Below are 17,800 nucleotides of genomic sequence, written 5' to 3' on the forward strand. Positions count from 1 at the left end.
GGTATATACCGCGCCGAGGGCCCGGGCTTACTCTTTGTCCAACGACGGTGGCAAAAAGGCAGCGCTAGACTGCCCATCCCAACCAACCGCAGGGAACAGACGCGTGGCATCCGCTTCGACGAACGATATCGAATTCCGTTCGGTCACCAAGAATTATGGCGCGGTGACCGCCGTGACCGACATAAACCTGAATGTACCGAAGGGCGCTTTCCTCGCTCTGCTCGGCCCGTCCGGCTGTGGCAAGACCACGTGTCTGCGCATGATCGGCGGCTTCGAGCAGCCGAGCGAGGGCTCCGTGCTGATCAACGGGCGGCAGATGAACGGCGTTCCGGCCTATCGCCGCCCCGTCAACATGGTCTTCCAGCATTATGCTCTGTTTCCGCATTTCAACGTCGAACAGAACGTCGCCTATGGCTTGCGGCAGATGCGACCAAGGCTTGCGGAGGCCGAGATCAATCGCCGCGCGGCAGAGGCGCTCGAGATGGTGCGTCTCGGCGGGTTCGCCAAGCGGCGCATCCACGAGATGTCCGGCGGCCAACAGCAGCGGGTGGCGCTGGCGCGCGCGATCGTCAACCGGCCTTCGGTACTGCTGCTTGACGAGCCGCTGGCCGCGCTCGACAAGAAACTGCGCTCGGCCATGCAGATCGAATTGCAGACGCTGCAGCGCGAGCTCGGCATCACCTTCGTGCTCGTCACCCACGATCAGGAAGAAGCGCTGTCGATGGCGGACGTCGTCTGCGTCATGAGCGCCGGCCGCATTCGTCAGCTCGGCACGCCGCAAGAGGTCTATGACCGCCCGGCCGATCTTTTCGTCGCCGATTTCGTCGGCAAGACCAACCGGATCGATGCGACGCTGGAAGCCGGTGGCACGCTGCGCCTTGGCGACGGTTCGGCGCTTGCAGCCATCGCCCGCCCTGGCCTTACGATGGGCGACGTCATCGTTGCGATCCGTCCCGAGGCAATCCGGCTTACGCGGGCTGCGGTCGGCAGCACGTCCTTTGCCGGGACGGTCACGCACCGCATCTTCCTCGGCTCCTCGGCCGAATATGCCGTGACTGTTCCAGGTCTCGGCGATTTCCTCGTCACCGCCGACCGGCGCGGCATGAAAGAGAGCGATCTGGTCGAGCCAGGTGAAGCGGTCTTCCTCAGCTTCGATCCTGATATGGCCCACATTTTTCCAGGCGAGGCTTCTTCGCCCCAAGTTTCTTCAGCATCGAATGCAAAAACCAGAACAAGGGAACAGCATCATGAGCAAGGACTACAAGGATCATCTGCCTATTACCCCTGAAGGCTTCATGGACGAGTTCATGCGCCTGAAACGCGGCTCCGTCAGCCGCCGCCACTTCCTCGGCGTCACCGGCCTCGGACTTGCGACCGCCGTGCTGTCGCGTTTCCCCGGTGCGCTGTCGACGCCCGCTTACGCCGAGGACCTCGGTACCCAGATGTCGATCGCCACCTGGCCGAATTATCACGACCCTGCGACCTTCGAGAATTTCAAGGCGGCGACCGGCGTTGCCGTCGAGGTCAACGTCTTCGGCTCCAACGAGGAAATGCTGGCCAAGCTCCAGGCGGGCGCCTCCGGCTGGTCGCTCTTCGTGCCGACCAACTACACGATCTCCACCCACCACAAGCTCGGCCTGATCGACGAACTCGATCTCTCCAAGATCCCGAATTTCAGCCCGGCGACGGAAAATCCGCGCTTCACCAGGGAAGGCATGATCGACGGCAAGACCTACGCGGTGCCGAAGAACTGGGGTACCACCGGGTTCTCGGTCAACACAGCGAAGATCAAGACCAAGCTTTCGAGCTGGAAGGATTTCTTTGATATCGCCCAGACGGAAGCCGACGGCCGCGCCATGGTGCACGACTATCAGTTAACGACGATCGGCAGCGCGCTGGTGTCGCTCGGCTACGATTTTAATTCGATCAAGGCAGACGAACTCGCAAAAGCCGAGGAACTGCTGATTAAAGTCAAACCGCATCTTTTCGCCATCAACAGCGACTACCAACCGGCCATGCGCGCCACCGACGCCTGGCTCACCATGTGCTGGACCAATGACGGGGCGCAGCTCAACCGTGACGTTCCCGAGATCGCCTATGTGCTCGGCACCGACGGCGGTGAGATCTGGACCGACTATTACGCCATCCCGAAGGACGCGCCGAATAAGGCGGCGGGTTACGCGCTGCTCAACTACCTCATGGATCCGGCCAATGCCGTCAAGGAGCACGTCGCCAACGGCGCACCGACGACCGACAGCCGGGTCATCGCACTGCTGCCGAAGGAGATCACCGCGAACAAGATCGTCTATCCGGACGAGGCCTCATTGACGCCGCTGGAATTCGGCGCGGCGGTGACGTTGACCGATCCCGGCCGGGCGGAGCTGATGGCGCGTTTCAAGTCGGCTTGATCGCCGTGCCCAACTCCGGCCCCGCCGCCTTGGCGCGAGGGGCCGGTCTCGTGCTTAGAATCGGCGGATAAAGAACCTTTCGATGCCTTTTACTCCTGCCACAAATCGGCGCCTTGTCACCGCGGCTCTTGTCGGTCCGGCCAGCATCTGGCTGTTCGTGTTCTTGGTGCTGCCCTTCATCGCCATCATCGTCTTTGCCTTCGGAGAGCGGGCGCCAGAAGGTGGTTATCAGGCGGCTTTTACCTTTGCGCAGTTTGCCAATCTCGGCTCGCGCACCGCAGCCTTCAAGAACACGCTGATTCTTGCGCCGATCGGCGCCTTCGCCTGCCTGCTCGTCGCCTATCCGGTTGCTTATTACCTGGCCGTCAAGGCGAGCGCCAAATACCGGCTGCTGCTGGTCTCCCTCGTCGTCGTGCCCTTCTGGACGAGCCTTCTCGTGCGCACCTACGCCTGGATGTACATCTTGGGCGCGCGCGGCATTCCGCATCTCTTGGAGATGGTCGGCATCGAAGACGTCAGGCTGCTGAACACACCGGGCGCCGTGCTGCTCGGCATCGTCTACGGCTACCTGCCGCTTATGATCATGCCGATCTATGTCAGCCTCGAAAAGCTCGACCGCCGCCTTCTGGAGGCCTCCGCCGATCTCGGCGCGCGGCCGCTTTCGACCTTTTTCGGCATTACGCTGCCTCTGTCGCTTCCGGGTGTGATGACCGGCATCGCCCTCGTCACCATCCTGCTGCTCGGCGAATATTTGATCCCGCAGTTGCTTGGCGGCGGCAAAGTCTTCTTCATCGGCAATGCGCTGGTCGATCTCTTCCTGCAGTCGCGCAACTGGCCGTTCGGCTCTGCAATCGCTGTCACTCTCGTCGTTGTCGTCGTCATCGTGCTGTTGATCGCCATGCGCATCGCCTGGCGTGTTGCCGGTACCCGCCAAGTGGATCTCGTCTGATGCGCGCGCTGGTCACCGCAGTCTACCTGTTCCTCTACATGCCGATCGCGCTTGTCGTGCTGTTCTCCTTTAATGCAGGCCGTAATGCCAGCGATTTCACCGGCTTCTCGACGCAATGGTATGGCAGGGCGATTGCGAACACTTTCCTGATGGAAGCGCTGCAGAACAGCCTGACCATCGCCTTTACCAGTGCCGGGCTGGCGGCCATTTTCGGCACGATGGCGGCGATCGGCATGGAGCGGCTCGGCGTCCGGGCGCGAGCGGTCTTCGACGGGCTGTTCGCTGCGGCGATCGTCGTTCCCGGCGTCGTCATCGGCATTGCGACGCTGGTGGCGCTGGTCGAGGTCTTCGGCTTCGTCAATCCGCTGATTGCCGCCGTCTGGCCAGGCGAACAGGCGCCGAAGCTATCACTCGGCTATGGCTCGATCATCGCCGCCCACGGCCTCTTCACCATGGCGCTGGTGACAATGATTGTCAAAGCACGCATCGCCAGCCTCGGCCGTGACATCGTCGAAGCGTCGAGCGACCTTTACGCCACGCCTTTCACCACTTTTCGCCAGATTGTGCTGCCGCAGATCCTGCCGTCAATCCTGGCCGGTTTCCTGCTCGCCTTCACCTTCTCCTTCGACGATTTCATCATCGCCTTTTTCGTCGCAGGTTCGAACACGACACTGCCGATCTATGTCTTCGCCTCGATCCGTCGTGGCGTGACACCGGAGATCAACGCCATCGCCACGATGGTGCTTGTCGCATCGCTGGGACTGATCCTCATCGCGCGCTTTCTGATGCGCGAGAAAACAACAAACTGAACGGGAAACACCAATGATTCTTGAAAATCGCGTCGCGATCGTCACCGGAGCGGGCTCGGGCATCGGCCAGGCCGGCGCGCTGATCATGGCAGGAGAAGGTGCTTTCGTCGTCGTGGCCGACCTGAATGCCGCCAGTGCCGCCGAAACCGTCGACCGGATTGAGGCCGCCGGCGGCAGGGCTGAGTGCCTAGTTCTGGACGTCACCGACGACAGGGCGCTCGAAGCGGGCATTGCTGCGGTCGCCGAACGTCATGGCCGGATCGACATCCTCCACAATCATGCCGGCGCACAGGTGGCGGGCGATCTGGAACAGGTGGCTGTCGAGGGTTTCGACAGGTCATGGAGCCTGAATGTCCGAGCGCATTTCATGGCGGCTCGCTTCGTCATGCCGCTGATGAAGAAGGCGGGCCACGGCGTCATCCTCAACACCTCTTCCTCGTCGGGCGTACTCTACGATCGCGAGATGATCGCCTATACGACGACGAAACATGCGGTCATCGCGATGACCCGACAGATGGCTGGCGACTACGCCAGGTTCGGCATCCGCGTCAACGCGCTCTGCCCGGGCTGGGTGGATACGCCGTTCAACGAACCCTTCATCGCCCAGATGGGCGGCCGTGGCGCGATCGAGGCCTATGTCGCCGAGAAGGTGCCGCTCGGACGCTGGGCCGATGTCTCCGAAATCGCCGAGCCCATTCTCTTCCTGGTCTCGGACCGTTCGTCCTACATGACCGGTCAGATTCTCGTCGTCGACGGCGGCGAGACCATTGTTTGACGGTGGTGGAATGGTTTGCCCCCTACTAGGTCGGTTCGGCTAACCCTCATCCAGATCAAATCCCAGAATCAGGGCATGAAAAAGCCGCCATGTTTCCATGGCGGCTTGGCGGCTTTTCTGCTTGGGAGGCTATTCAAGCCGGGAGCTGGAAGAACCAGTTGGCGATCAGTACGATCGCGAGGCCGCCGACAAGTGCAAGATAAGGGAGCATGCCGGCTTTCCTGACGCCGAGATCCTGGCCGATGAGGCCGAGATCCTCCATCGCGCCGGCCGGGAACTTGCCGCCGTCGCGCACATAGTGGCGATAGGCGAAGACGGGCAGGATCAGTGCGGCGAAGATGAATCCGACCCAGAGTGCGTTGGAATAACCCCAGACCTTGGCGCCGGCGCCGAGGAAGAGCGCGTTGACGAAGGCGAGCACGGTGTTGAGGCCGATCAGCCAGCTCGGCGCCTTCCAGGGCCGTTCGATATGGCCGGAATCCACCCGGTGGATCCAGCCGGAATTGAGGTTCAGGAAGTTGAAGATGATGTAGCCGACATTCGAGACGGCGAGTACGAAGAAGTAGCCGCCGACGTCCGATGCGATCGCCAGAAGGAAGAGATTGAAGGCGAAATCGGTCCACATCGCCCGTGTCGGGGCGCCATGCTCGTTGGCGTGGTCGAGATATTTCGGCAGCCAGCCGTCTTTCGAACCCTGATAGAGCGTACGTGAGGAACCGGCCATTGCCGTCATGATGGCGAGGAAGAGCGCCAGGATCATCAATATCACGAGCAGTTGGGTGATGACCCGGCCGGCGCCGATCAGGCCGCCAAGCGCTTCGGCAACGCCCGTGCCATCGACGATGCCGGGGGCCAGCATGCCGGCGTGGCCGAGTACGCCCTGGAAGGCGAAGGGCACCAGGAAGAAGAACAGGCAGCAGGCCAGGCCGGAATAGAAGATCGCCTTGAAGGTGTCTGTCTTCGGATTCTTCAGTTCGCGGGTGTAGCAGACCGCCGTCTCGAAGCCGTAGGTCGACCAGGCGGCGATATACAGGCCGCCGAGAAACAGCGTCCAGCCGCCATTGCTCCAGCTGCCGTCGCTGGCGGCATAGGCCGCCGTCGGCGGGACGAGGCCGGTGACATTTGCGGAAACGATCTGGCCGCTGACGATCGGATAAAGGCCGATGATCAGCAGCGGCACCAGCACGATGATCGCCAGCCATTTCTGCACGCTAGCCGTTTCCGAGATGCCGCGATGCTGGATCGCGAAGATGATCAGCATCAGGATGCCGCCGATGAAGAAGGTGGCGTTGATGTTGGCGGTGGCGAGGTAGGGAATGCTGAAGCTTGCCAGCGACCAGTTGCGGATCGCCGGCGTCAGAGCGGCAACACCGTCGGCGCCGAGCAGCGCCTTGACGGCATCGTCAGGCGTCGTGCCGGCGTGGGCTGCGATATATTCGGCGACGCGGGGGCTGTCGGCCGTGACGGAAGCGGCATGCGCGGCGATCCAGTCGAGGACCATTTGCGAATCGGCTGCCGGAATCGGGAAAAATGCATTGAGAATGTAGCCGGCGGCGATGGCACAGCCGAGTGAAAGCACCGGCGACCAGGCAAACCAGTTGCACCAGACCGACAGCGGCGCGATGAATTTCGAATAGCGCAGCCAGGCGGTGGCGCCGTAGACGGAGGCCCCGCCGGATTTGTTGCCGAACATGCCGGCGATCTCGGCATAGGTGAAGGATTGCAGGAAACCCATCACCATCGAGATGATCCAGACGACGAAGGCGAGCTTGCCCGTCGTGCCTGCGATGCCGCCGATGGAGAAGAGAACGAGCGGCGGCACGCCCGCGGCCACCCAGAATGCGCCCTTCCAGTCGAGCGCGCGTATAAGCTTACCTTCGGTGCCGGATGCAATTCCGGCCTCCACAATATCTGTCATCGGCGAAATTCCCCATTCGATTGTTCCGGACGTATCTCTGTACGTCTCCCTGAACGTGTCTCCCTGACGGTCTCGAGCGCGCTCGGATGATTTTGGCGATCCGCGCTCCCGACGGATTCTCCGAGCCTGAACTCTTGATGCATAGTGAAGATATTTTCTTTTTAGTCAATATGACTTTACTTTCCATAGGCATTTTGTAACCTGTATGGGCGTATGCTGAAGGGCATGCCGATCCCCCATGAGGGTAGAATGCGAGAACTTCATCCTGTCATGCCGGGCCCTCGAACGATCGTTCCGAGCCTCGTCCATTACCCCGGTGTTGCTCTGCCGGCGGGCACTGAACGCTACCGGGCAAAGGGTGGCGGATCGGTCGTAGTGCGCGTTGAGGCGGGCGACCGCGTGAGCGTCATCGACAGCGAAGGCGGGCAGATTTGTGAGCTCTCCTTCCTCGACGAAAAGGGGCGCTTCCAGGCAGCCGGTCTCGGCGCGGCATTCAGCAATTCAGCCGAGGGTTTGAAGGCCATTCTTCAGGCAGAGGATGAGAGTGCTGCCCGCATGCGCGCGGCACTTCAGCGGCGCGGCGCCGATCTCGCAGCGGCCGGAGCGCTTCGCATCTTCGGGGCAGGATCGACGCCGGGCAGCCTGGCGGAGTTCACGATTGCCGTGAAGGGCCTGCTGATCGTTGCGGCACCCGCCGGCGCCATGTCGCCGGAGGCGCAGGACACGGCGACGCCGATCGAGATCCGGATCAAGCGCAGCCTGCTGATCCGCGACTATGCCTCCGCCCTGCCGGAACCGGCGGCCGATCCGATCGAGGATATCCGCATCCGGGCGGCGAGCGCCGCCGCTTATTTCGTGCGCGCCGGCGAATTTATCCAGATCATCGATGTCTATGGGCGCCAGTGCACCGATTTCCAGGCCTTTGCCGCCCGCAAGGTCGACAAGGGCCTCGATCTGGCGCTCGATTCGACCGTCACTCGCACGCTGCTCGGTCGCAGCTATCCCACGCCCGGCATGCCGTCCAAGGCCTTCGATCGCGACTTCGAGCCGCTGGTCGAGATCGTCCAGGACACGGTCGGCCGCCACGACGCTTTCGCAACTGCCTGCAATTCACGCTATTACGACGACATGGGTTATCCCGGCCACGTCAACTGCACGGACAATTTCAACGCGGCGCTGGCGCCTTATGGCATTGCCGGGCGCAAGGGCTGGGAAGCGCTGAACTATTTCTACAACACCAATATCGACCACAACAACCAGCTCTATCTCGACGAGCCCTGGTCGCGTCCCGGCGATTACGTGCTGATGCGTGCGCTGACGGATCTCGTCTGCGTCTCATCGTCCTGCCCTGACGATATCGATGCGGCGAACGGCTGGGATCCGACGGATATCCACGTCCGCACCTTTTCCGGAAAAGAGAAATTCTCACGAGCGGTAGCCTATCGCATGACCCCAGATGCCGAAGCCGAACTGACGCGCGAAACCGCCTTCCATCCCCGCCTTTCGGCGTTGACGCGAGACTATACGGAATATCGCGGCTACTGGTTGCCGAACCGCTTCTCGTCCGAAGGACCGGTCGAGGAATACTGGGCCTGCCGCGAGCGCGCCGCCGTCATCGATCTCTCGCCCTTGCGGAAGTTCGAAGTGACGGGTCCGGACGCCGAGGAACTGCTGCAATACTGCCTGACGCGCGACGTGCGAAAACTCTCGACCGGCCAGGTCGTCTATTCCGCGATGTGCTACGAAAACGGCGGCATGATCGACGACGGCACCCTCTTCAGACTCGGCGACAAGAACTTCCGCTGGATCGGCGGCGATGATTTCAGCGGCATATGGCTGCGTCAGCAGGCCGAGAAGAAGGGTTTCAAGGCCTGGGTTCGCTCATCGACCGATCAGTTGCACAATATCGCGCTGCAAGGGCCGCGGAGCCGCGACATCCTGAAGGAGATTATCTGGACGGCGCCGCGCCAGCCCGCGATCGGCGAGCTCGAATGGTTCCGCTTCACCGTCGGCCGCATCGGCGGCTTCGAGGGGGCGCCGGTCGTGATCTCGCGCACGGGCTATACCGGCGAGCTCGGCTACGAGATCTTCTGTCATCCGAAGGATGCGCTGGGGGTGTTCGATGCCGTCTGGGAGGCAGGCCAACCGCACGGGCTGAAGCCGATGGGGCTGGAGGCACTCGACATGGTCCGCATCGAGGCGGGCCTGATCTTTGCCCACCACGAATTCACCGACCAGACGGATCCGTTCGAGGCCGGCATCGGCTTTACCGTGCCGCTGAAATCCAAACAGGACGATTTCATCGGCCGCGAGGCGCTGATCCGGCGCAAGGAACATCCGCGCCATCTGCTCGTCGGCCTTGATATCCAGGCGAACGAGGCGGTCGGCCATGGCGATTGCGTCCATATCGGCCGGGCCCAGATCGGCGTCGTCACCAGCGCCACGCGCTCGCCTGTTCTCGGCAAGACGATCGCGCTCGCCCGCATAGACGTGATGCATGCGAGCCCGGGCACCGAGGTCGAGATCGGCAAGCTCGACGGCCACCAGAAGCGTTTGCCGGCGACGATCGTGCCGCTTTCGCATTACGATCCGCAGAAGACGCGCCCGCGATCGTAACCCACTTCGTGTTCGGGAGACGACGATCGGTTCCGTCCGTCGTCCCCCGGATATTGCCCTCAAGCGGCCTGTACGGCTGCGTTCAGCGGGATTTCGACGTCGATCTCAAGAGTGGAGACAAACTCGTTGCGGTCGATCGTCACCTGCACCTTGTCGTGGTCGAGCTCAACATGTTTTGCGATGACCGCAAGGATTTCCTCGCGCAGCAGCGAAACAAGGTCCGATCCTGCCGATGAGCGTTCGTGCGCAAGGAGCACCTGCAAGCGTTCGCGGGCGGCGGGTGCCGTTCTCTGCTTGTTGAAAAGACGGAAGATATTCATGCTGCCCTCCGTCCGAAGATCTTGCCGAATAGATTTCGCTTTTCCTCGGGGATCGTGATCGGCAAGGTTTCGCCGGCGAGCCGGCGCGCGGCATCGAAATAAGCCATCGCAGCCGCGCTGCGGCTTTCCGCCAGCGTGACCGGCGCACCGATGTTGGACGCCCGCAGCACATCCATGCTCTCCGGCACGATGCCGAGGAGCGGGATGGAGAGGATCTCGAGGACGTCGTCGACCTTCAACATGTCGCCGCGTTCGGCGCGGTTGGCGTCATAGCGGGTGAGCAGCAGGTGCTTTTCCATCCGCTCGCCGCGTTCGGCCTTGGCGGTCTTGGCGTCGAGCAGGCCGATGATGCGATCGGAGTCGCGCACCGACGAAACCTCCGGATTGGTGACGACGACGGCGACATCGGCATGGCGCATGGCAAGCGTTGCGCCGCGCTCGATCCCGGCGGGGCTGTCGCAGATGATCCAGTCGAAATAGCGCTTCAGATCGTTGATGACGCGTTCGACGCCCTCGGCCGTCAGGTTGTCCTTGTCGCGGGTTTGCGAGGCCGGCAGCAGGAACAGCGTCTCCAGCCGCTTGTCGCGGATCAGCGCCTGGGTGAGTTTGGCGTCGCCCTGGATGACGTTGATCAGGTCGTAGACGACCCTCCGCTCTGCGCCCATCACGAGGTCGAGATTGCGCAAGCCGACGTCGAAATCGACGACGACGACCTTTTCATTGCGTTGCGCCAGCGCCGCTCCCAATGCGGCGGTCGAGGTCGTCTTTCCGACCCCGCCCTTGCCTGACGTGACGACGATCACTTTCCCCATTTCTCTCTCCTTTGCCGTGGCCGCAGCCGGGTCAGATCAGTTTTTCCGCCATGATCGCGTCCTCTTCGAGCCAGAGCTGAACCGCTTGTCCACGAAGATTGGGGGCCATGTCTTCCGCCATTTTGTAGATGCCGTCGATCGCCACCAGCTCGGCTTCGAGCTTGCGGCAAAAGATCCGCGCCGATGCGTTTCCGATGGAGCCCGCCATGGCCCGGCCGCGCAACGCGCCGTAGATATGAACGGAGCCGCCGGCGATCACCTCGGCCCCGGAGGCGACCGAGCCAACGATGGTGACGTCGCCTTCGGGGAAGATCACCGACTGCCCCGAGCGCACCGGTTCCCTGATGACGATGGATTGCGTTGTCGTTACCGGGCGGGTCTCGGTTGCCGTTGGTTTGGTGACCGGATCGGCAGGCTCATTCGGCTGAACCTCGACGTCGGAGGCGGAGCGGCCGCCCTTCAGCGCCGGAGGCATGCCCGCGCCGAGAATCGACGGCCGGGCGCCCTCGATCCCCATAATGCTGACATTGCGCTTGGCAAGTTCGGCGATGAGGTCCTTCAACTGCGGCCGGTCGATTTGCAGGTCCGTCAGATCGAGCACGACAGGCCGTCCGAGGAAGAAACCGGCCGAACGGGCAGCCAGATCGTCCAGTCTGGTCAGCCAATCATCGATCGGCAGGTCCGGGGACAGCATGACCGCCAGGAAAGAGCGGCCCTTGATGCGGATAGAGCGAGCGTCTGTTAGCACTTTGGTCATCTATGTGAAGAAATCGTTGACCATGTCTACCGCCGGTATGGTTAACAAAAAGTTAACGCGGCTCTAACAATACCGATAATGCGACGAGATTTTTCAACCGAGGGAGTTCCGCAACCTTTTGAAAAGAAATAATATTAGTCCCGCGCGGGACGGTTAATGATGCGGATTTTTCGATGTGAGCCGCAATTCTGCCGCTGCTTCGTAGCGCTCAGCCTTCCGGCTTGCGTTGCGCGTTGGAAATGGCGCGTGCGGCCTCTTCCGAGGAGTTGGCGAGCGTGCGCATCTCGGCGGCAAGCACGGCAAAGCCTGACCCTGCCGTGCCGGCACGGGCCGCCTCGATGCCCGCATTGACGGCGAGCAGCTTGAGATAGCGCAGCGACTGCAGGATCTCATTGGTCTTCGAGGCTGTGACGCGCATGTCGGCGGTCTGTTCGTCGATTCGCTGATAGAGCGATTCGATATTGATGATGCTGCCCTCGAGATAGAGAAGTTCACCCTTCTCGTCCCAGATTCCGCCACCGGTCTCTGTCACCCAGACGAGATGACCCCTGGCATGACGTATACGGTATTCCATCGTCCAGTCCGTCCGCTTCTCGAGCGCCCTCCCCACTACCTCGTCCATCAAAGGCACGTCTTCCTCGTACATGATCGAGGTGAAAGTCCGTGTCCTGTTGCCGATGATTTCGTCGGCGGGGTAACCGAAGATGCGCTCGATGCCGTTGGTCATCTCAAGCATCGTGTAGTTTTCGTCGGCGCGGCAGCGGTAAAGAAAACCGCTCATGCGCCCGAGAATGCTTGTTTGAAAATCCACGAAGGCCTCGCTCGAAAGGAGGAGTTGCAAATTGGATTACTCACTTCACTTTAAACGTTGGATGGAGCCGCAACGAACGGCTCTCTTCCTACCATGCGGCGCCGTAGCACCTTGAATCTGCAGCATGATTCTATCCCGAAATCGATTCGGATCTAAGAAATTATGCGGCATCCGCCATCAGTTGCGCAGATATTCCTCCATGGAATCGTCGAGCGCTTCGACCCAGGGCGTGTGATGCTTCGGTGACATGTTGCCGGTCATCAGCGATCGGTAGGCATGGTCGCGGAAGCCCATGATGTTCTCGGCCTTGTGATGTTCCCACTCCATGAACGTCCGGTTGGTCCCCTCGATGTCGAAGGAGGGATAATCGGTCTCTGCGAGCAGTTCCTTCACATAGTCGCCCTGATACCAGATCATCTGTTCGGCATCCTCGAGCGTCTCCTCGCGGGCGCGCCACATGTCGAAATTCGCCTTCAGTTCTTCTTCCGGCGGCAGGGTGATGCGGCCCATCATCACGTCGCGCGCCCACCAGGCCTGAACGTCGAACATGTTGAAGGTATAGAACTGGTCCTGCATGCCGATATAGAAGAGCTGCGGGTTCTTGTCGAAGATCACGCCCTTGTAGAGGCTGTCGGCCCACAGGCGGTTGGCCGTCTTCAGCCGGAGGTCGTCGGGCAGGAAGGGGAAATGGTGCTGGTATCCGGTGCAGAGGATCAGGGCGTCGACTTCCTTGCTCGACCCGTCGAGGAAATGCGCCGTGCGGTTTTCGAGCTTGGTCAGCAGCGGCCGTTCTTCGAAATTCTCCGGCCATTTGAAGCCCATCGGCTTCGAGCGGTAGCTCGTCGTCACCGATTTCGCGCCGTATTTCCAGCATTGCGAACCGATGTCTTCGGCCGAATAGCTGCGGCCGACGATCAGGATGTCCTTGCCCTTGAACTCGAGCGCGTCGCGGAAATCATGGGCGTGCAGGACGCGGCCGTTGAAGGTCTTCACGCCCTCGAAATAGGGCACATTCGGCGTCGAGAAGTGACCGGTCGCGACGACGACATAATCGAATTCCTCGTCGTACATCCGGTCTTCGATGCGGTTATGCGCCGTCACCGTGAATTTCTTCGTGGCCTCGTCGAAGCGGACCATGCGCACCGGCGTGCTGAAGCGCACCCAGTGGCGGACATTCGCCTTCTCGACCCGGCCCTTGATATAGTCCCAGAGCACGGCGCGCGGCGGATAGGAGGCGATCGGCTTGCCGAAATGTTCCTCGAAGGAATAATCGGCGAATTCGAGGCATTCCTTCGGACCGTTCGACCAGAGATAGCGATACATGCTGCCATGGACAGGCTCGCCATATTCGTCGAGGCCGGTGCGCCAGGTATAGTTCCAGAGCCCGCCCCAGTCCGACTGCTTTTCGAAGCAGACGATCTCCGGGATTTCGGCGCCCTTCTGGGCAGCCGATTGAAAGGCGCGCAGCTGCGCCAGCCCGGACGGACCGGCACCGATGACGGCTACTCTTGTCATGAAGCATTCCCCTCTTGATTATATGGCATCGTCTCCTGGATAACTCCTCGAATTGAAATCGAAGGAGGATGTACCCAGAAATTCAAAATGTTACGGCATTTCTTTCAGTCCGGATAAATACCGGGGCTGGTCGGAGCCCCGTCGTCATATTTGGAAAGCCAGTCAATCGTCGTCTCGCGGTAACGGGTGAGTCCCTTGTAGTCGATGAGTTCCGGAGGCAGCGTCTTCAGCACCCGCGGGAAGCGCCGCGCCCATTTCGGGACGGTGACGAGTTCTTCCATGTTCATCAGGTAGCAGCGGATGACGAAGAGGATGGCGTTGGAGCGCGGCAGTCGCCAGAGGCTTTGCAACTCGACCCGCAGATGCACTTTCTCGCCCACATTCTCCGGCGTCACCGTCGTGCGGTCGGGCCCCCATTTGTGATAATTCTCGGGGCTGGTGTCGAGCCGCGGATTGATCGTCATCGTCCAGTTGAAGCGCCGTGTCGGCTTGCCCTGCTGCAGGTTCAGAAGGAATTTCAGCGCCCGGTCGAAGACGCCGATCTGATGGGCGAGCGGCACCGGCCCGTGCCATTCCATGAAATTCATGCCGATGTCGAAATCGAGCGACCAGTCGGCCTGCGTCGTCACCATGCCGGCATCCATCCACAGATTGCCGTCGCGCTGATCGACGATGCAGAAATCGCCCTGGGCCTGGCGGGTGATATATTCGAAGGGCTCATAGGGCAGCGTCGAGGCGTCGCCGAAGGTGAAGCTGTCGTCGATGCCGAGCGGGCGGTTGATCCAGCGCCACTGGTCGCCGTTGCGGATCAGGGTGAAATGGTCGGGGTAGCCCGCTGCCTGCTCTTCCATCAAAAGTTCGAGCGTGTCCCACTGCGCGCTCATCATGTGCGGCAGGGCCTGGTAGCGCAGCGGATCTTCCTTCAGCACCAGCGCTCGGTCGTGCATCTCGGCGACGTAATGCTCGTCGACATCGATCAAGTTTTCGTAGACGGTTCCCGCCCGTCCGCGCACATGCGGCTCCATGTTGACCGAATACATGTATTCGTCGCGGTCGAAGGGGAACGGAAAACGACGGATGTTCCCGGGGCTGTTCCGGTAGCTGAAATCGTCCCGGAATGTTTCTTGCTTGAAGGCGATTGCCATGTCCGGTCTCCTTTTTCGATGCCGTTAGAGATCAAGATGCAGCGTGTTTCCCTCGAAGCGGGAAACACAGATCATCACCTTGCTGCCGGATGCCTTTTCTTCGCTCGTCAGATAGACGTCATTGTGCAGCAGTTTGCCCTCGCAGACGGCGACCGCCGTTTCGCATTGACCGCAGGCGCCGCCGCGACAGAGGAAGGGGGCGTCGACGCCGGCCGCCTCGATCGCCTCCAGCATGCTTTCGTGATGGCCGACCTTCACGGTCTTGCCGGAGCGTAGAAGCTCGATCGTGAAGGGTTTACCGGGCAAGGATGAGAGGAACCGTTCCGAATGGAGGTTCTGCTCCGGCCAGCCGGCATCGAGCCCCGCTTTCATCACACCGTCGATCATGCCGGAGGGGCCGCAGACATAAAGATGCGTGCCGAGCGGCTGGCAGTCGAGCAGACGCGTCAGCGGGATGCCACTGCCTTCGGCGTCGCAATAGATCTTGATGCGATGCGGACCATAGCGCTCCAGGAGTTCCCGCCAGTAGGCGCCGCGGTCGCGCGTTCGGATGGCGTAATGCAGTTCGAAGGCGGCGCCTTCGCGGGAAAACTGCGCCATCATCGCAATGAAAGGGGTAATGCCGATGCCGCCGGCGATCAGAAGATGCTTGCGCCCGCGCCAGTCGGGCTGGAAGAGGTTGACAGGATAGCTGACCTTCAGTTCGTCGCCTTCGCTGACCTTCTGATGCATGAAGGCGGAGCCGCCGCGTGAATCCTCGACATGCAGCACGCTGATTTCGTAGGCCGCGCAGTCGTGCGGGGGAGACATCAGCGAATAGGCATTGCGGCGCATATGGCCGCCATCGTTCATCGAGACGATGATATGGGCGCCGCCTGAAAAATACGGCATCGGCTTTCCGTCCAGGCGCTCGAAGCGGAAACGCTTGACGCGCTCGGCGATCGGAGTGATCCGCGCTACGCGCACGGGAATTTCAGTGCCACCGCTCAAAGGAACAACTCCTCTGGTTCAGGCGCGCTGCCGGGCTCTTCCGCGTCGATGTTGACGCCCTGGAAGGCGGCAAGCCGCCGCGAATAGTGATCGCGGACAAGAAGCGTCAGCCCGCAATGGCTGCAGGCGAACGGGCTGGTGGTGACGTCGTCCGTGATGCCCTTGCAATGGACGCATTGCACCCGCCTGGCCAGGGAGCCGCGATGCTCGGTGATGATGGAGGCGTGGTCCATGCCGTAGTCAAGCGCCACGAGCATCGCCTGGCCGATGAAGCCCTCCGTGCCGGAGATATAAAGCCGAGTGCCCATGTGAGCCGTCGCGAGCGAGCCCTTCAACCGGAAGAGCAGCGTTGCGATCGTCGGCGCCGTGAAGAACATGTCGGCGCCGAGCCGGCGCAGGGGTTCATCGAGGCCGGAGCCTCGAGAACCGCGGGCGACATAGAGGATCTCGCTGCGGGAAAGAGCCGTTTCGTCAAGCGCCGGCTGCTGATCGAGGAGAGCCTTGGCGCCCTCCCCCTCAAGTGCGAAAATGTGCCGCCGGGCGCGCGGCTGGATGGTCAGGCCCTTATAGACTGGTCGGCTCTTGATGCCTGCGACGAGCATTGGCGGGCTCCTTAACCTACGGCAGTCCTTTTCTTCTTTTCCGGGTCGTCGAAGGGAAGCGTATGGGCGGTGGCGCTAGCCTCGACGGTCTTGCCGCGGACTTCGAGTTTCGTCCCGTGCACCGCCTTGTCAACGTCGAGGCGGACGATCGCCATGGATTTCTTCGTCAGTGACGAATAGCTCGGGCAGGTGATGACGCCGACCTTCTTGCCGTCGGCAAAGACCTCGTCGCCGAGATCGGCCGGTCCGTCGGCGTCGATCAGCATGCCGAAGATCTTGAAGCGCTCCTTGCCCTTAAGGCGCGCATGTTCCTCGGCGCCGCGGAAGCCCGTCTTGCCGGGGCTGACGGTGAAGTCGAGGCCGAGTTCCCAGAGACTGTCGCCGGGTGGCTGGTCGGCGAAGGGATACATCTGCGAATTGTCGTAGGGGTAGAACAGCAGGTAGCTTTCGACGCGCAGCATGTCGAGGACCGAGAAGCAGCAGGGGATGATGCCCATCTCCTTGCCTTCCTCGACGATTCTGTCCCAGACCATGACGGCGTCCTGGCCGCGCACGAAGATCTCGTAGCCGCGCTCGCCGGTATAGCCGGTGCGCGAGATCATGACGGGCGCGCCGAACAGCGTCGTCTGCATGTGGTGGAAATATTTGAGCTCGCGGATGCCGGGCACATATTTGGCGAGGTAATCGACCGCAAGCGGACCCTGCAGCGACAGGTCGTGCAGGTCGTCGTCGAAGAGCACCGCGCAGTTGCGGCCTGCCGCCTGTTTGACGACTTCCTCGTGGCCGGAACCGGATCCATGCACCAGCATCCAGGAATTCGGGCCGGTGCGATAGACGATGCAATCGTCGGTGAAGTGGCCGCGGTCGTTCAGCATGGTCGCGTAGACCGAGCGGCCGGGATAGATCTTCGTCAGATCGCGGGTGGTGATGTAGTCGAGTACGGCGATGGCGTGCGGGCCGACCAGGTGCACCTTCTTCAGACCCGAGACATCCATGATGCCGGCCTTGGTGCGAACGGCGACATGTTCTTCCGACATGTCCTTCTCGTAGGTCCAGGCGGTTCCCATGCCGCTCCAGTCCTCGAGCTTCGATCCCAGTGCGCGATGCCGATCCGCCAAGGCGGAGAAACGCCATGATAGAGCCATTTCCGTTCCCTCTTATTTCCTCTACGGAATATTTATTTCCTGACTATATAAATCTTTCGCGTCATGGCAAGCCCGCCAGACGGCATTCCACTCAAAACTTTGGCGGCGTCTGCCCGGCGGTGCGATGGGCGGCGATGACCGTATTGGCCATCAGCATGGCGATGGTCATCGGGCCGACGCCGCCCGGAACCGGCGTGATGGTGCCGGCGACCTCGGAGACCTCGCGGA

At 61.4% G+C, this 17,800-nt stretch carries 16 protein-coding genes and 1 pseudogene; 6 read left to right on the forward strand and 11 right to left on the reverse strand.

Features of this window, described 5'->3' with window-relative positions; all coding sequences use genetic code 11:
* The first annotated feature begins 103 nt into the window (after window positions 1-103).
* The 5 genes from HJC04_RS05605 (at window position 104) to HJC04_RS05625 (ending at window position 4,941) form a co-directional block, all read left to right on the forward strand.
* Complete coding sequence (locus HJC04_RS05605; RefSeq protein WP_221145183.1) at window positions 104-1,288, forward strand: ABC transporter ATP-binding protein; 1,185 nt, start codon at window positions 104-106, stop codon at window positions 1,286-1,288.
* Window positions 1,248-2,408, forward strand: a complete 1,161-nt coding sequence (locus HJC04_RS05610; RefSeq protein WP_207245849.1) for a PotD/PotF family extracellular solute-binding protein — start codon at window positions 1,248-1,250, stop codon at window positions 2,406-2,408. The genes HJC04_RS05605 and HJC04_RS05610 overlap by 41 nt, the downstream gene beginning before the upstream one ends.
* Before the next feature lie 82 nt (window positions 2,409-2,490).
* A complete protein-coding gene (locus tag HJC04_RS05615; RefSeq protein ID WP_210632420.1) occupies window positions 2,491-3,357 on the forward strand; it encodes an ABC transporter permease in 867 nt (288 codons plus the stop codon).
* Window positions 3,357-4,166: an ABC transporter permease gene (locus HJC04_RS05620; RefSeq protein WP_221145185.1), complete on the forward strand. Its 810-nt coding sequence runs from the start codon at window positions 3,357-3,359 to the stop codon at window positions 4,164-4,166. The genes HJC04_RS05615 and HJC04_RS05620 overlap by 1 nt, the downstream gene beginning before the upstream one ends.
* A gap of 13 nt (window positions 4,167-4,179) precedes the next feature.
* Window positions 4,180-4,941 carry an SDR family NAD(P)-dependent oxidoreductase gene (locus HJC04_RS05625; RefSeq protein ID WP_221145187.1) on the forward strand — a complete coding sequence of 254 codons (762 nt, stop codon included), beginning with the start codon at window positions 4,180-4,182 and terminating at the stop codon, window positions 4,939-4,941.
* Window positions 4,942-5,074: 133 nt separating this feature from the next.
* Here HJC04_RS05625 and HJC04_RS05630 read toward each other — a convergent pair whose 3' ends face one another.
* Complete coding sequence (locus HJC04_RS05630; protein ID WP_210632422.1) at window positions 5,075-6,859, reverse strand: APC family permease; 1,785 nt, start codon at window positions 6,857-6,859, stop codon at window positions 5,075-5,077.
* A gap of 249 nt (window positions 6,860-7,108) precedes the next feature.
* Here HJC04_RS05630 and HJC04_RS05635 point away from each other — a divergent pair, with 249 nt between their 5' ends.
* Window positions 7,109-9,475 carry a DUF1989 domain-containing protein gene (locus HJC04_RS05635; RefSeq protein WP_221145189.1) on the forward strand — a complete coding sequence of 789 codons (2,367 nt, stop codon included), beginning with the start codon at window positions 7,109-7,111 and terminating at the stop codon, window positions 9,473-9,475.
* A 59-nt stretch (window positions 9,476-9,534) separates the two neighbouring features.
* Here the strand turns inward: HJC04_RS05635 and minE are convergent, their stop codons facing one another.
* The 10 genes and pseudogenes from minE to HJC04_RS05685 form a co-directional block, all read right to left on the reverse strand.
* Window positions 9,535-9,795: a cell division topological specificity factor MinE gene (gene minE, locus HJC04_RS05640; RefSeq protein WP_011428260.1), complete on the reverse strand. Its 261-nt coding sequence runs from the start codon at window positions 9,793-9,795 to the stop codon at window positions 9,535-9,537.
* The gene (gene minD / locus HJC04_RS05645) at window positions 9,792-10,607 is read right to left on the reverse strand and encodes a septum site-determining protein MinD (RefSeq protein WP_064684611.1); all 816 of its coding nucleotides are present in this window, start codon (window positions 10,605-10,607) and stop codon (window positions 9,792-9,794) included. Before minD ends, minE begins: the two co-directional genes overlap by 4 nt.
* Before the next feature lie 31 nt (window positions 10,608-10,638).
* Window positions 10,639-11,364 carry a septum site-determining protein MinC gene (gene minC / locus HJC04_RS05650; RefSeq protein WP_210632423.1) on the reverse strand — a complete coding sequence of 242 codons (726 nt, stop codon included), beginning with the start codon at window positions 11,362-11,364 and terminating at the stop codon, window positions 10,639-10,641.
* A 208-nt stretch (window positions 11,365-11,572) separates the two neighbouring features.
* Window positions 11,573-12,175, reverse strand: coding sequence for a PAS domain-containing protein (locus tag HJC04_RS32065; RefSeq protein ID WP_210632424.1), 603 nt, complete (start codon window positions 12,173-12,175; stop codon window positions 11,573-11,575).
* Between the two features lie 177 nt (window positions 12,176-12,352).
* A complete protein-coding gene (locus HJC04_RS05660) occupies window positions 12,353-13,690 on the reverse strand; it encodes an NAD(P)-binding domain-containing protein (protein WP_210632425.1) in 1,338 nt (445 codons plus the stop codon).
* Between the two features lie 104 nt (window positions 13,691-13,794).
* Window positions 13,795-14,835 (reverse strand): DUF3445 domain-containing protein, encoded by a 1,041-nt coding sequence (locus tag HJC04_RS05665; protein ID WP_210632426.1) that lies wholly within the window; start codon window positions 14,833-14,835, stop codon window positions 13,795-13,797.
* 24 nt (window positions 14,836-14,859) lie between these two features.
* Window positions 14,860-15,825 carry a PDR/VanB family oxidoreductase gene (locus tag HJC04_RS05670; RefSeq protein ID WP_221145191.1) on the reverse strand — a complete coding sequence of 322 codons (966 nt, stop codon included), beginning with the start codon at window positions 15,823-15,825 and terminating at the stop codon, window positions 14,860-14,862.
* Entirely contained in the window at window positions 15,822-16,427 is a 606-nt protein-coding gene (locus tag HJC04_RS05675) for a dimethylamine monooxygenase subunit DmmA family protein (protein WP_221145193.1), read from the reverse strand. Before HJC04_RS05675 ends, HJC04_RS05670 begins: the two co-directional genes overlap by 4 nt.
* Before the next feature lie 11 nt (window positions 16,428-16,438).
* Window positions 16,439-17,572, reverse strand: coding sequence for an aminomethyltransferase family protein (locus tag HJC04_RS05680; RefSeq protein WP_210632429.1), 1,134 nt, complete (start codon window positions 17,570-17,572; stop codon window positions 16,439-16,441).
* A gap of 91 nt (window positions 17,573-17,663) precedes the next feature.
* A pseudogene (locus HJC04_RS05685) lies at window positions 17,664-17,800 on the reverse strand (bifunctional methylenetetrahydrofolate dehydrogenase/methenyltetrahydrofolate cyclohydrolase); the annotation flags it as partial.

Source organism: Rhizobium sp. NLR8a, assembly GCF_019685235.1.
Lineage (GTDB): Bacteria > Pseudomonadota > Alphaproteobacteria > Rhizobiales > Rhizobiaceae > Rhizobium.